The sequence below is a fragment of the Ruegeria sp. THAF57 genome (assembly GCF_903914075.1).
Taxonomy (GTDB): Bacteria; Pseudomonadota; Alphaproteobacteria; order Rhodobacterales; family Rhodobacteraceae; genus Ruegeria.
The window spans coordinates 49,097-62,470 of record NZ_CAIWNQ010000004.1; the positions used below are offsets into that span (position 1 = coordinate 49,097).

A 13,374-nucleotide genomic window follows, 5' to 3' on the forward strand; every position below is an offset into this window, starting at 1 on the left:
CGCTGACGCGCCTATTCCGCCGCGCGTGGTGGTGACATTGCAATAACGCTGGATGCCGAAGTTTCACGATCTTCGGGCGGTGTCTGCAATTGGGCTGACAGCTCTGGCAGAAGTTCGAACAACTCATCGCGCAGCCGAGCGAGCTGAGACTTGGCGATGGATTCTTCGATTTCGATATCGCGCGTCCACTGACGCAGTTCCTGCTGGATGGTCTGTGCGTCGCCGATCCGCTGCTGGAATTGCTCGATCTCTTCCTGACGTTGCTGCAGGAACATACGCGCGCGGGAAACTTTGGCGTCGCCATAGGTTTCAGCCAGCTCGTGACTGATCTGGCTCATCTGTGCGGCCAGTTCCAGGATTTCCGGTTCAAGCGATTGCAGGTCGGGATGGTGGCGCAGAAACGCCATCCGTTCCTTGACCGCATCGAATTCCGAGGACAGCAGAAAGGTATCCCCACGGTCAGCCGCATGCGCCAACTGGTACGCGTAAGAGATGTCCTGCATGTTCAACGAAAACTTCCGATGGGCGTTTTCCAGCGCCATCATTCGCGCATTTGCCGGCAGATAGAACGCCAGCATGAGAATCAGTGCGGTCAGTCCAATCTGTATGAACATACCCGCATCAACATAGGTTCCCGTGCCAAAACCGGCTTGCATGGACAACCATGGCAGTACGCCGAACGCAGAAAGTATTGTCGTTGAAACAGAGAACAGTGCCGCAGCACAAATCAGCAAAAAAGTAAGTCTTAAAAACGCATTCTGAAATTGCAAAGTCATATTATGGAGGGCGGTCATGATAGACGAACTCCTTCTCAAACCGGTACAAACCAGGCCAGAGCGGGATGCAATTAACACACGCAGATTGATCCGCTGCGGACCTGAAACTACTAATTGTTGCTGCTCGAAATATTAAGATGATACCCAGATGAAGGTTTTCAATCAATTAGGTCTGAGGTTTTCGTGAATTGGATGTCATTTCCGTAATGTATCCCAGCGCGATTGAGGCCAGAATGCAGGCTGTAAACAAGTACAATCCCCAAGCGGTTTCGATCGTGGCATAGGAAATGCCCTTGGCCAACGTGATGTAAAGCGCGATCAGGAAGATGTCGGCCATCGCCAGTTTCCCCATGATATTGAGCGCGGGTTGAACGCGGGCGTCCAGCAGGTCCCACTGCACCAGAGCCGTGCCAATCGTCTTGATATAGGGCGCGAACAGGGCAAAGACGGTGACGATCAGCGCAAGGAAGATATCGGATTTCCACAGGGATTGGAGGCCGGTAATGACGCTGATTTCGGACAGGCCGAAAATGGGGAGGAGACCGGCTCGCATCAGTGGGGCAAACCACGCGATGGGGTAGAGGATGAGGAGCGAGAGGGTGGCGAGGCGGAGGGGCATAGGCAGTCACACTATCTTGCTTAACGAAATAGCATCAACGCAATTAAACAAATGACGTAAAGCCAAACCAATCCTAAAGAAGAAACGCATATAACCCTAATACTCGTTTGAGCTTCTTTGATAATTCCTATCAGCCCGATGGACAGCAGTATTGGGCCTAAGAAAGAAATGCCCATCATTAGAAAAGCTACTGCAAAAACCGCGGGACCACCGTCTATTGTTTCCGCGGAAGATTGGGCGATGAAGATCAGATAGCTAATGACACCGACGACGAGTAGTAAATATACTGCAAGTGGGCGTCGGTGGTTTCTAACGAGTGAAATGACGCTAGCAAGCGCGATCAGAAATAGAGCGAAAACCGGCAGTAAGAAAACTACGGATTCCCAGCGCAAGAAGCCTGATGGCGACATTATCGCACTGCCTCAATCGGCCCCTCTGCGCTCCCACTAATAAACTGCTCCACGTACGGATCGCCGGACGCATCCATCTTCTCAACCGGACCGGTCCATTGGATGACGCCTCCGTGCAGCATCGCCACATTGTCGGCAATCGCGCGGACCGAGCTCATGTCGTGGGTGATGGTCATGGCCGTCGCGCCCATCTCAGTCACGATTTCGCGGATCAGGTCGTTGATGACGCCGGACATGATCGGGTCCAGCCCGGTTGTGGGTTCGTCGAAAAAGATGATCTCGGGCTCGGCGGCGATGGCGCGGGCGAGGCCCACGCGTTTCTGCATCCCGCCCGACAGCTCAGACGGGAACCGGTCGGCCACGTCGGATTTCAGACCAACCCGGCGCAGTTTCTCGATCGCAATCTCGCGCGCATATTCCGGGGGGCGTTTTAACGGGCCACGCAGCAGGCGGAAGGCAACGTTTTGCCAGACGGGGAGCGAGTCAAACAACGCTGCCCCCTGAAACAGCATCCCGAACCGCGCCAGAAACGCATCCCGGTCGCCCTTTGTCGCGTCCTTGCCGTCAACATAGATCATGCCACTGTCGGGTTTGATCAGGCCAAGAATACATTTCAGCGCCACGGACTTGCCGGTGCCCGACCCGCCGATGATGACCATCGAGGTGCCCTTGGGGATATCTAGGCTCGTGCCGCGCAGAACCTGATTGGAGCCAAAGGCTTTGTGTACATTTTCCATCCTGATCATACCGAGAAGAACACCCCTGTCAGAATGAAGTTTGCGGCCAAAATCATGATTGCAGCAGATTCGACCGATGATTTGGTCGCCCGACCGACGCCTTGCGCGCCGCGCCCCGAATTCATGCCGTAGTAGCAGCCCATGATTGCCGCGATCAGGCCAAAAGCCGCCCCTTTGACCAGCGACGAGACAATGTCGCGTGTTTCAAGAAAATTGACCGTGTTTTGCAGATAGGTCGCTGCGTTGAAGCCCAGATTCTCGGTCGCGACGACATACCCTCCGGCGATGCCGATGATATCCCCAATGCCTACCAGCAGGGGCACGGTAATTAGCGCGGCCAGAACGCGGGGTGCGGTCAGGTATTTCATCGGATGGGTCGACAGTGTCACCAACGCGTCGATCTGTTCGGTCACCTTCATGGTCGCAATCTCAGCCGCGATGGACGAGGTAACACGGGCGGCGATCATCAGGCCGACCAGAACCGGACCAAGCTCGCGCACCATGCCTATTGCAACGATTTGCGGTACCACGGCCTCGGCGTTGAAACGCGCACCGCCTGCATAGATTTGCAGCGCCAGCGCACCGCCGGTGAAGATGGCGGTCAATCCAACAACGGGCAAAGACAGCCATCCGATATTCATCAGCGCAACGGCAAATTCGCGCGGATAATATGGCGGCCTAAAGATGTGCGAGATGGCATCAACGGTAAACAAGGCCACCTTGCCAAAAGTCGCAAGCAGGGTCAGCACTGCGCGCCCAAGACCGCCCAGCAAGTCCAGCGCACTCATTCCACGTAGCCTCGGGAATATCGCGCGCCCAACGATGTAAGGATTTCATATCCGATGGTGCCAGCGGCCTCGGCCAGATCATCGACAGTCTGGTGACCGTTCAGGATACGCATACGCTCGGGGTCATTGGGCAAATCGGTGACATCGACGGTAATCAGGTCCATCGAAATGCGTCCAACGACCGGGCAGGGCTGACCGCCGGCAAACGCGTCGATCCCGCCGCCAATCGCCCTGTGCAGCCCATCCGCATATCCCGCCGCGACTGTTGCAATGCGCGAGGGCCGCCGGGCCGTCCAACTGTTGCCATAGCCAACCGTTTCTCCAATTGCCAGTTGGCGAACCTGAATGACAGGCAAGTCTACGGTCACCACCGGTTTCGCTTCAGCGAAGGGCATTCCACCGTACAGACCGATCCCCGGGCGGCAAAAGTCGAAATGGAATTCGGGGCCAAGCAGCGTTCCCCCAGTGGCCGCCAGCGAACGCGGCGCGGAAATTCCATCGGTCATCTCGCGGAAGGTGCGCAACTGCTGCTGGTTCATGGGGTGGTCAGGCTCGTCCGAGCACGCCAGATGCGACATGACCACAAGCGGTTTCATCGGCTCGATCCTGGGGCGCAGTTCCGCCCAATCCGCGGGCTCAAGGCCAAGACGGTTCATACCGCTGTCCAGTTGAACACCGAACGCCTGATCGGGCAGGGCTTCGACATGGCGCAGGAACTGCTCTGGTGAATTGATCAAAGGTGTCAGGTCATGGTCGCGCAACAGATCTGTGTCGCCTTCCATGTGGCCCGAGAACACGCCGATCATTGGCACAGGACCGACGGCCTGACGGACGGCGGCCCCTTCTTCCGCGGCCGCCACAAAGAACTTGCGCACGCCTTCTTCGGCCAGCGTTGCCGAAACGGGCTCGGCCCCAAGGCCATACGCGTCGGCCTTGACCACGGCTCCGGTCTCGACATTGGTTTTCGCGTCGAGCGCCTGCCAATTGCTGGCCAGCGCATGAAGGTTGATCGTCAAACGTGCGGTACTCATGGCTCTGTTCATGACATTGGATCGCGGCAGGTCAAGGGGGTACGCGCCGATTATTGCCTCGATTGACGGGAACGTGGGCGGCATGCGGCCAGTATTTCGAAACGGGCGCGCCAATTTGCCGGTCGGGTTTTCGTTTTTACGGGTGCTCTATTGTGTTTAACCTGTGATCAACAGCGGTCAGCCATGGGAATCGTTCACTTGGGCTGCGACTGCGGGAAAAGGGCGAACATGATCAAATTTACGTCGGGATACGCCGGTTTTGAGGTGCAAATACCACCGTTTTACGGGGCCGTTTTCACAGCCTCGGAGGGAGTCGCCGAAGGCAAGGCATTGACGTCGTTGGTGCAGGATTTGATGGCGACGTCCGATGATGATGATCTGCGCTGCTATCTGGCCAGCGAAGGTGAAGAGCTTTTGGGGTGCATCCTCTTTTCGCGCCTGTTTTACGATGAAGACCCGCGAAACGTCGTTTTGATGTCACCAGTCGCTGTAAAAACCGATCACCAGAAAGCGGGGATCGGGCAGAGGTTGATCCGATTTGCGCTGGACGACTTGAAGGGGCAAGGCGTTGATTTTGCGATATCTTACGGCGATCCTGCCTATTACGGAAAAACAGGGTTCAAACCGATGGCTCAGGATTTTGCCCGACCGCCCCAGACTTTGAGCCAACCGCACGGATGGATTGGGCAGTCGCTGACTGAGGGCGACGCGGCACCTCTTTCTGGTCCGTCGCGCTGCGTTCCTGCATTTGATAAGCCCGAGCTGTGGTAGGTCAGTAACCCTCGATCTGGCCGTCCTGCTGCCAGGGTTTGACCAGATTGCCAAAGCGGGTGAATTGCGCTTCGAACGACAGTTCGACGGTGCCGATGGGACCGTGTCGCTGCTTGCCGACAATGACTTCGGCCTTACCGTGCAGACGCTCCATCGCTTGCTTCCACTCTTCCATCTTTTCCAGCTCATGATCGCCGGGCTTTTCGCGTTCCTTATAATATTCCTCGCGGAACACGAACATCACCACGTCGGCGTCCTGTTCGATCGAGCCCGATTCCCGCAGGTCCGACAGTTGCGGGCGCTTGTCGTCTCGGCTTTCGACCTGACGGGAAAGCTGCGACAGAGCGATGACCGGGATGTTCAATTCCTTGGCGATGGCCTTCATGCCCATCGAAATCTCGGCAATTTCGTTCACCCGGTTGTCGGACATACCCCGGCAGAGTTGCAAATAGTCGATCACCAGCAGGTCCAGCCCATGTGTCCGCTTCAATCGCCGCGCGCGGGCGGCAAGTTGTGAGATCGGCAGGGCTGGGGTGTCGTCGATGAACAACGGGCAGGCTTCCAACTCCTTCGCGGCGTCCACGAAACGGCGGAACTCGGATTCCGTCATGTCGCCCTGACGGATCTTGTGGCTGGAAATTTCCGAGGCTTCTGCCAGAACCCGGCCAGCCAACTGCTCGGCGCTCATTTCCAGCGAGAAGAACCCGACCACGCCGCCGTCAACCGCTCCTTCGGATCCGTCCGATTTGGTGCCGCGTTTGTACGCCTTGGCCACGTTGAATGCCACGTTGGTCGCCAATGAGGTTTTCCCCATCGACGGACGCCCCGCCAGAATGATCAGGTCGGATGGGTGTAGGCCGCCAAGTTGTTTGTCCAAGTCGGCCAGACCGGTGGAAATCCCCGCCATGCCACCACCGCGCTGGTACGCTTCGTTGGTGACGTTGACGGCTTCTGTGACCGCCTTGAGGAAGGACTGAAATCCCTGTTCGGTCTGGCCCTGCTCGGATAACTGATAAAGCTGTTGCTCGGCCTCGACGATTTGTTCTTTAGGTTCGCTTGATACATCGACCCGCGCCGCCTTGTCCGAGATGTCGCGGCCCAGTCGGATCAGCTCGCGCCGAATGGCGAGGTCATAGATCATCTGGGCATAGTCATGCACGGCAAAGGCACTGATCGACGCACCCGCCAGTTTGACCAGATAGGCGGGGCCACCCAGTTCCTTCAGGCCTTCATCCTCGGCCATGAAGGATTTCAACGTGACGGGGGATGCCAGCGCATTCTTGGCGATGCGATTGGCGGCGACCTCATATATGCGGGCGTGAACCGGGTCATAGAAATGCTCGGCCCCGATGATCGAGGCCACCCGGTCATACAGATCATTATTCGTCAGGATCGCGCCCAGAAGCTGCTGCTCGGCCTCGATAGAGTGCGGCATGGTTTCGGCGTTCTGAATCTGCGCCGCTGCCTGCTCGATGCTGCTAATCTCGTTCATTTTGTCCCCGCTGCCCGTGCGACAGTTCTAATCAATCCGGCACCCGTTGGGCCATCTGTAAATCTCTGAAGATAAGTTGCGTATAACTCAGCTTCAGCTTGGGATAAGTTTGGACAACTTTGCCAAAGAACGCTGCGCCGCGCAACATTTAGTGCGCCATCCAGTCGGCGACACTAGATGCAAGCGTCTTGGGGCGATTCTACGCCGAGTTACCCCCAGCTTATGCACAGGTGGATTATCAGCTTTTGTGGGTTTCCTGCCATCCACGCGGGTCATTCAGGAAGGCTTCGACGCCATCAAGTGTCTCAGCGTCAAAGGCTTTCTGCGCCTTTGCTTCGGCCAGAACATCCCACCAGGTGCACAGGTGATGCAACTTCACGCCATGGTCGCCCAGGGTTTTCTCGGTCTCGGGGAAGATACCATAGTAGAAGATTACTGCGGTATGGCCGCAGGTGGCACCCGTATCGCGGATCGCGTCGACGAATGACAGTTTGGAACCTCCATCGGTAGTCAGGTCTTCGACCAGCAAGACGCGCTCACCCTCGGACATCGCGCCCTCAATCCGGGCATTGCGGCCATAACCTTTGGGCTTTTTGCGTACATAGGTCATGGGCAGGGCCATGCGTTCGGCCACCATGGCGGCAAACGGGATGCCTGCGGTTTCTCCACCCGCGATGTTGTCAAACGCTTCGAACCCCGCGTCCCGCATCACGGTAACGGTCAGGAAATCCATCAAGGTCGACCGGATGCGCGGGTATGAAATCAGCTTGCGGCAGTCGATATAGGTTGGGCTGGGCAGGCCCGAGGCCAGTGTGAACGGTTCACGGGAATTGAAGTGGACGGCTTTGATCTCCAGCAGCATCCGCGCGGTCAGGCGGGCGATTTCGGTGCTGTCGGGGTACGAGCTGGGGATCATGGTGCAAACCTCTGGGCTGAAAACAGGTTGCGGGCTGATAACGTGCTCCGCCACCCAGAGTCGAGAGGGCGGGCAAAAGAAAAGCGGACCCCGCAGATGCGAGGCCCGCCATGGCCCAAAAGGGCCCGAGCGCCAAGGTGGGCTTAGCTGCTCATGTCATAGGCCCGCTCGCCATGTACCGACAGGTCGAGGCCGTTTGTTTCGGTCTCGGCGTCTACGCGAAGCGGGGTGATCAGCGCAACCACCTTGATCAACACAAATGTGACAACTGCCGTAAAGGCACCCACGATAACCAGCCCGCCCAACTGGGCGGTCCAGGCGCCAAGGCCGAACACGGCGATCATGATGGTGCCGAAAATGCCTCCGACACCATGGACGGCAAATACATCCAGCGTGTCGTCGATTTTCAGTACGTTGCGGATGACATTGACAGCCTCTTGGCACAACACACCTGCGACAGCGCCGATGATCAACGCCTGCACCGGATCGACATAGCCCGAAGCCGGGGTGATTGACGCCAGACCCGCAATCGTACCGGTGACCAGACCAACCATCGAGGCTTTGCCGTACTTGATCCGCTCGTACAGCGCCCATGTCAGCGAGGCGGTCGCGGCCGAGATATGCGTCACGGTCATTGCCATCGCGGCACCGCCGTCAGCGGCCAGTTGCGACCCGCCGTTGAAGCCGAACCAGCCGACCCACAGCATCGCGGCGCCAACCATCACGAATCCGGGGTTGTGCGGCGGCGTCGTACGATTAAGGCGGGGACCAAGCACCACGGCAATGATCAGCGCGGCCAGACCTGCGGTTTCGTGCACCACGATACCGCCTGCAAAGTCGCGCACACCGACCTCACCCAGAATACCGCCATCTGTCAGGATGCCGCCGCCCCAGATCCAATGCACCACCGGCGCATAGCACAGCAGCATCCACAGGCCCGAGAAGGTCAGCACGAAGCCAAAACCAACGCGTTCCACATAGGCACCCACGATCAGCGCGGGCGTGATGATGGCGAAGGTCATCTGGAACGCAAAAAATAGGACCTCGGGCAGATTGCCTGAAAGGCTGTCTGCATCGACGCCGTTCAGAAAGGCTTTGCCCAGACCGCCCCAAAGCCCCGACCCGCCGTCGCCGAATGCAATCGAGTAGCCCGCGACCAGCCACAGAATGCTCATCAAACAGGCGATCGAGAAACAGTGCATGAAAACACTCAGCACGTTGCGGGCGCGCACAAGGCCGCCATAGAACAGGGCCAGGCCCGGAAGTGTCATGAAAAGGACCAGTGCGGTTGCAACTATGATCCAGGCGGTATCGGCTCCATTCATTGGCCGCTCTCCTCATCAGCATGTGTGGCGGGGCTTGAAGCGGAGGGGGAGCGTGGAAAAAAGAGGCAATGATCGAAAAGCCCGCCTAATTTGGGGGCTTTTTGTGAAGTGATGGTTAAATGCGCATCAATTCTGGTAAAATGCCTTATTTTTGGGCGAGTGTGAAAAGCCCAGTTGAAAGCAAGTTCAACGCGTGATCGCGCGCGGCAACGCGAACCTTGTCACGGCCGAGCGCGCCGAATTCGATGGTTTCAACGTGCGTTGGTGTTCCACTGGCAGCTAGTCCGAAGCACACGCGCCCTTCGGGTTTGAACTCGGACCCGCCGGGTCCTGCGATACCGGTAATGGACACGGCCAGTTGCGCCTCTGAATGCTCTAACGCGCCTTCGGCCATCTCGCGGGCGACCTGTTCCGAGACTGCGCCATGGGCGTCCAGCGTCCCGACCTGAACACCCAGCATCTGTTGCTTGGCTGTGTTGGTGTACGTGACGAAACCGCGGTCAACCACCGCCGAGCTTCCGGGAATGTCGGTCAGCGCCGCGGCCACCATGCCCCCTGTGCAGCTTTCGGCGGTGGCGATCATCACCCCTTGCACCTTGGCGCGGTCAAGCAGGTCAGTCACGTTCATAGCCCAAGAACTCCATGTGCAAGCCCGGCCAGCAGTATCACACCAATGGCGGCGAATACCCCGGCGATTACATCGTCCAGCATAACGCCCATCGCATCCCCCTTGCGGTCGGCCCAACCAACCGGACCGGGCTTGGTGATGTCGAATAGCCGGAATAGCAGGAAGCCGGCAATCCAACCGGGCCAGAGTGCGGTGATGTCGATCCCATGCGCCCATGAGGGGTAGGAAACCGCCCAAAGCGCGATGAACTGGCCCGCGACCTCATCTATAACAATCTCGGACGGATCGTGATCCTCTTGCCCTGCAGTCATCACGCGGGTCGCCCAAAGGCCACCGAAGAACGCAACCAAAGTGGCGATCACCAGCAGGGGAAAACCGCCCAGCGTATGCAGCAGCCATGCAAGGGGCAGGGCGACCAGCGATCCCCAGGTGCCCGGCGCAGGGCGCAGATAGCCCACACCGCAGACTGTTCCGATCAGGCGCGCGGCGGTCATGACTTCACCAGACAAGTGGTGGCTAGCGAGGCGATTCCCTCACTCCGGCCGGTAAAGCCCAGACGTTCAGACGTTGTCGCCTTGACCGAGATCTGATCGGCCTGCAGGCCCATGATCCTGGCCATTTCCGCGCGCATCGCTGCGGCATGAGGGCCGATTTTTGGGTATTCGCAGACCAGCGTGCAATCCACATTCGAAATTGCGTAGCCCATCGTTTCGGCCAGTTCGACCGCGTGACGCAGGAAAATCTCGCTGGCCGCGCCCTTCCATTGCGGGTCCGAAGGCGGGAAGTGCTGGCCAATGTCACCCTGTGCCAGCGCGCCATAGATCGCATCAGTTACGGCGTGCATTCCCACATCCGCGTCCGAGTGGCCCTGTAGGCCGCGATCATGCGGAACTTTCACGCCGCACAGGATCACATGATCCCCGTCGCCAAACCGATGCACGTCGTACCCGTTGCCCAGTCTTACATTCATATTCGTTCCCAATATGCGTTCCGCCCGGGCAAAATCCTCGGGTCGTGTTATTTTCAGGTTGTCCGCATCACCCGGAACAATCGCCACATCCAGACCCGCCGCGCGTGCAACTTCGACATCGTCTGCTGCGCCTCCGGGATGGGTCGCGTGGGCTGAAACGATCGCACCGTAGTGAAAGCCTTGCGGCGTTTGCGCAGCGAACAGGCCGGTTCTGTCCTGTGTTCCCGTAACGAAATGTCCATCTCCGGTCCATAAGGCATCCGTGACGGCAAGCCCCGGAGCGGCAGCAGGGGATTCGTTCAGGGCCGACAGTACACCCTGAATAAGATCGGTGGTCACGCAAGGGCGCGCCACATCGTGAACCAGAACGTAATTGATTTCCAAATCCGCCAGCGCGTCCAGTCCGTTGCGTACAGACGCCGCCCTATCTTGCCCGCCTGCGGCGAGGATCAGGTTCGTTCTTTCAAACTCGCTCCAGGCGGATTGATCGTCTTCGGACAGGACAAGAACGATGTGGTCGACCTGACCCTGAAATCGGTCAATCGTCCAGTCTGCAACGCGACGCCCTGCAAGTGGTCGCCACTGTTTTGGAATATCCCCTCCAACGCGCGTTCCGCGTCCTGCGGCGACGATGATGGCGGCGGTGGTCATGGGGCGGTCACTCCGGTGATTTGAGCGCAATGTTTAGGGTGCGGTGAATGCAGAGGCAATCACCCGCGTAACCGTGCCTAAAAAATAGGCACGTGATGATTTTACGGGCTTTTGACCCCCCGCTTTGTTGTTCATATACGCTCAATTCGATATCAAAGCCGCAACTGCCCAAGGATTAAGCACGTTGACCCTGCAACTCGCTGACAAAGACCTGAACCCGCCAGTCATGCTGGCTCCGATGGCCGGAATCACCGACCGGCCGTTTCGTGATCTGGTGATGCGCTTTGGTGCCGGGATGGTCGTCAGTGAGATGGTCGCCAGTCAGGAGATGGTTCAAGCCAAGCCCGGCGTGCGCGAACGGGCCGAGCTTTCGGCGGATGTGGAAAACACCGCCGTTCAACTGGCTGGGCGCGAGGCTCATTGGATGGCCGAAGCCGCACGGCAGGTTGCAGATCGGGGTGCGCGCGTCATCGACATAAACATGGGGTGCCCGGCCAAGAAGGTGACGAACGGCTATTCCGGATCGGCGTTGTTAAAGACACCGGATCACGCGCTGACTTTGATCGAAGCGGTCGTGAATGCCGTGGACGTGCCGGTCACGCTGAAGACGCGCCTTGGCTGGGACGATAGCCTGTTGAATGCTCCGGACGTTGCGCGGCGGGCGCAGGACGCTGGTATATGCATGGTTACGATCCATGGCCGCACGCGATGTCAGTTCTACAAGGGGCGCGCGGACTGGGCCGCAATTCGGGCCGTGAAAGAGGCTGTTTCGATCCCTGTCATTGCCAATGGCGATATCGTGGACGCAAGCGCGGCGAGGACTGCACTGGAAAAGTCGGGTGCAGATGGGGTCATGGTCGGGCGGGGTGCTCAAGGTAAGCCATGGTTGCTGGCGCAGATTTGCCATGACTTGTATGGGGCCAAAGCTCCGGTCGTTCCCATAGGGGATGATTTGGTTGAAATGGTGCAGGGGCACTATCAGTCCATGCTCGAATTCTACGGTACTGACTTGGGGCTGCGGGTCGCGCGAAAACACCTTGGCTGGTACATGGATGAGGCAGGCACTCCGCCCGGTTTGCGCCGCGCTGTGCTGACGTCCCGCGACACGGCTGAGGTTCTGCGTCTGCTGGGCGATGCGCTAATAGGCGATGCGGAGGCTGCGGCATGACTTCGGATCAGAGCATTTGGGCCTCATTGCCGGTACCAGCCTTCATTATTGACGCCGAGGACCGGATCACCGATGTGAATTCTGCGGGTGAAGGGTTTTTGAATGCGTCCCGCAAGTCTGTAATCGGCAACCCAGTCTGGGACCAGATCGCTGTCGATGCCCCGCTGGAAGAGGCGTTTCTGCGCGCCCGTCAGCAAAGCACCCCGTTGTTCGTGAACGACGTCGACGTGGGGTCCGGCAGCCGCGCGCCGCTGCAATGTGCGTTGCAGATTGCACCTTTGGTTGGACATTCGGGGTCGATGATCATGATCATCTCACCGCGCGAATTGGCAGGGCGGATGACACGCGGCAACACGGTCAAATCTGCGGCGCAGTCCGCCATCGGCATGGCCGAAATGCTGGCGCATGAGATCAAGAACCCGCTGGCCGGAATAACCGGGGCCGCGCAGTTGCTGAGCATGAATATCTCGCAGCAAGATCTTGAATTAACAGACCTTATCGTCGCTGAAAGCCGCCGGATCGTAAAACTGTTGGAGCAGGTTGAACAGTTCGGCAACCTCTCGCAGCCCGATTTCAAGCCGGTCAATATTCACGATGTTCTGGACCGTGCAAGGCGCTCTGCGCTGCTGGGGTTTGGTGCCCATATGACGATCATCGAAGATTACGACCCCTCGTTGCCGTTGGCCTATGGCGACCCGGATCAGTTTCTGCAAGTTGTGCTGAACTTGTTGAAGAACGCGTCGGAAGCAGCTGATCCCAAAGGGGGAACAATCCGGCTTCGCACGTATTTCGAACATTCCTTCCGACTGCGGCGCAGCGATGGATCGGGGCATTCGCTGCCGCTACAGATCGAAATCATGGATGACGGGCCGGGTTTGCCGGACAAGATTCGCAGCGACATTTTTGACCCGTTCGTGTCGGGCAAGGAAAACGGCACCGGCCTTGGGTTGGCGCTGGTGAGCAAGATCATCTCGGACCATGACGGCTGGATTTCCGCCGACTCGGTGCCGGGTCGCACGGTGTTCCGCATCTCGCTGAGGCGGGCGCCAAAAGACGCAACATAGAACACAGCCGGCAAGAGCTGAAAGCAAG

At 58.3% G+C, this 13,374-nt stretch carries 14 protein-coding genes; 3 read left to right on the top strand and 11 right to left on the bottom strand.

The window, feature by feature from the left end; all coding sequences use genetic code 11:
• Nucleotides 1-11: 11 nt before the first annotated feature.
• The 5 genes from RUESEDTHA_RS11565 to alr all read right to left on the bottom strand — a co-directional run bounded on the left by RUESEDTHA_RS11565 (nt 12) and on the right by alr (nt 4,361).
• Nucleotides 12-656: a DNA repair protein gene (locus RUESEDTHA_RS11565; protein WP_255431700.1), complete on the bottom strand. Its 645-nt coding sequence runs from the start codon at nt 654-656 to the stop codon at nt 12-14.
• A 286-nt stretch (nt 657-942) separates the two neighbouring features.
• Nucleotides 943-1,395 carry a paraquat-inducible protein A gene (locus tag RUESEDTHA_RS11570; protein WP_180886995.1) on the bottom strand — a complete coding sequence of 151 codons (453 nt, stop codon included), beginning with the start codon at nt 1,393-1,395 and terminating at the stop codon, nt 943-945.
• A 409-nt stretch (nt 1,396-1,804) separates the two neighbouring features.
• On the bottom strand, nt 1,805-2,551 hold the full coding sequence (locus RUESEDTHA_RS11575) for an ABC transporter ATP-binding protein (RefSeq protein ID WP_180886997.1): 747 nt from the start codon (nt 2,549-2,551) through the stop codon (nt 1,805-1,807).
• Nucleotides 2,548-3,330, bottom strand: a complete 783-nt coding sequence (locus tag RUESEDTHA_RS11580) for an ABC transporter permease (protein ID WP_170383005.1) — start codon at nt 3,328-3,330, stop codon at nt 2,548-2,550. The genes RUESEDTHA_RS11575 and RUESEDTHA_RS11580 overlap by 4 nt, the downstream gene beginning before the upstream one ends.
• Nucleotides 3,327-4,361, bottom strand: a complete 1,035-nt coding sequence (gene alr / locus RUESEDTHA_RS11585) for an alanine racemase (protein WP_180886999.1) — start codon at nt 4,359-4,361, stop codon at nt 3,327-3,329. The genes RUESEDTHA_RS11580 and alr overlap by 4 nt, the downstream gene beginning before the upstream one ends.
• A gap of 228 nt (nt 4,362-4,589) precedes the next feature.
• Here alr and RUESEDTHA_RS11590 point away from each other — a divergent pair, with 228 nt between their 5' ends.
• The gene (locus RUESEDTHA_RS11590) at nt 4,590-5,132 is read left to right on the top strand and encodes a GNAT family N-acetyltransferase (protein WP_180887001.1); all 543 of its coding nucleotides are present in this window, start codon (nt 4,590-4,592) and stop codon (nt 5,130-5,132) included.
• Between the two features lies 1 nt (nt 5,133).
• Here the strand turns inward: RUESEDTHA_RS11590 and RUESEDTHA_RS11595 are convergent, their stop codons facing one another.
• From RUESEDTHA_RS11595 to RUESEDTHA_RS11620, 6 genes are all read right to left on the bottom strand, one after another.
• Nucleotides 5,134-6,624, bottom strand: coding sequence for a replicative DNA helicase (locus tag RUESEDTHA_RS11595; RefSeq protein WP_170383012.1), 1,491 nt, complete (start codon nt 6,622-6,624; stop codon nt 5,134-5,136).
• Nucleotides 6,625-6,862: 238 nt separating this feature from the next.
• On the bottom strand, nt 6,863-7,540 hold the full coding sequence (locus RUESEDTHA_RS11600) for an orotate phosphoribosyltransferase (protein WP_171121609.1): 678 nt from the start codon (nt 7,538-7,540) through the stop codon (nt 6,863-6,865).
• Between the two features lie 143 nt (nt 7,541-7,683).
• Entirely contained in the window at nt 7,684-8,865 is a 1,182-nt protein-coding gene (locus tag RUESEDTHA_RS11605) for an ammonium transporter (RefSeq protein WP_180887003.1), read from the bottom strand.
• A gap of 145 nt (nt 8,866-9,010) precedes the next feature.
• On the bottom strand, nt 9,011-9,493 hold the full coding sequence (locus RUESEDTHA_RS11610; RefSeq protein WP_180887004.1) for a CinA family protein: 483 nt from the start codon (nt 9,491-9,493) through the stop codon (nt 9,011-9,013).
• Complete coding sequence (locus RUESEDTHA_RS11615) at nt 9,490-9,987, bottom strand: phosphatidylglycerophosphatase A (protein WP_180887006.1); 498 nt, start codon at nt 9,985-9,987, stop codon at nt 9,490-9,492. Before RUESEDTHA_RS11615 ends, RUESEDTHA_RS11610 begins: the two co-directional genes overlap by 4 nt.
• Nucleotides 9,984-11,114, bottom strand: a complete 1,131-nt coding sequence (locus RUESEDTHA_RS11620; protein ID WP_180887008.1) for a bifunctional 2-C-methyl-D-erythritol 4-phosphate cytidylyltransferase/2-C-methyl-D-erythritol 2,4-cyclodiphosphate synthase — start codon at nt 11,112-11,114, stop codon at nt 9,984-9,986. The genes RUESEDTHA_RS11615 and RUESEDTHA_RS11620 overlap by 4 nt, the downstream gene beginning before the upstream one ends.
• Nucleotides 11,115-11,298: 184 nt before the next feature.
• Here RUESEDTHA_RS11620 and dusB point away from each other — a divergent pair, with 184 nt between their 5' ends.
• A complete protein-coding gene (gene dusB, locus RUESEDTHA_RS11625; RefSeq protein ID WP_180887009.1) occupies nt 11,299-12,282 on the top strand; it encodes a tRNA dihydrouridine synthase DusB in 984 nt (327 codons plus the stop codon).
• On the top strand, nt 12,279-13,346 hold the full coding sequence (locus tag RUESEDTHA_RS11630; protein WP_180887011.1) for a nitrogen regulation protein NR(II): 1,068 nt from the start codon (nt 12,279-12,281) through the stop codon (nt 13,344-13,346). The genes dusB and RUESEDTHA_RS11630 overlap by 4 nt, the downstream gene beginning before the upstream one ends.
• The last annotated feature ends 28 nt before the right edge of the window (nt 13,347-13,374 follow it).

Coding starts and splice junctions, on each gene's coding strand:
- RUESEDTHA_RS11580 (WP_170383005.1), bottom strand. CDS start 3,330: ATGAGTGCGCTGGACTTGCTGGGCGGTCTTGGGCGCGCAGTGCTGACC.
- RUESEDTHA_RS11630 (WP_180887011.1), top strand. CDS start 12,279: ATGACTTCGGATCAGAGCATTTGGGCCTCATTGCCGGTACCAGCCTTC.
- RUESEDTHA_RS11565 (WP_255431700.1), bottom strand. CDS start 656: ATGCAAGCCGGTTTTGGCACGGGAACCTATGTTGATGCGGGTATGTTC.
- RUESEDTHA_RS11575 (WP_180886997.1), bottom strand. CDS start 2,551: ATGATCAGGATGGAAAATGTACACAAAGCCTTTGGCTCCAATCAGGTT.
- RUESEDTHA_RS11595 (WP_170383012.1), bottom strand. CDS start 6,624: ATGAACGAGATTAGCAGCATCGAGCAGGCAGCGGCGCAGATTCAGAAC.
- RUESEDTHA_RS11570 (WP_180886995.1), bottom strand. CDS start 1,395: ATGCCCCTCCGCCTCGCCACCCTCTCGCTCCTCATCCTCTACCCCATC.
- RUESEDTHA_RS11600 (WP_171121609.1), bottom strand. CDS start 7,540: ATGATCCCCAGCTCGTACCCCGACAGCACCGAAATCGCCCGCCTGACC.
- RUESEDTHA_RS11590 (WP_180887001.1), top strand. CDS start 4,590: ATGATCAAATTTACGTCGGGATACGCCGGTTTTGAGGTGCAAATACCA.
- RUESEDTHA_RS11620 (WP_180887008.1), bottom strand. CDS start 11,114: ATGACCACCGCCGCCATCATCGTCGCCGCAGGACGCGGAACGCGCGTT.
- RUESEDTHA_RS11610 (WP_180887004.1), bottom strand. CDS start 9,493: ATGAACGTGACTGACCTGCTTGACCGCGCCAAGGTGCAAGGGGTGATG.
- RUESEDTHA_RS11615 (WP_180887006.1), bottom strand. CDS start 9,987: ATGACCGCCGCGCGCCTGATCGGAACAGTCTGCGGTGTGGGCTATCTG.
- alr (WP_180886999.1), bottom strand. CDS start 4,361: ATGAGTACCGCACGTTTGACGATCAACCTTCATGCGCTGGCCAGCAAT.
- RUESEDTHA_RS11605 (WP_180887003.1), bottom strand. CDS start 8,865: ATGAATGGAGCCGATACCGCCTGGATCATAGTTGCAACCGCACTGGTC.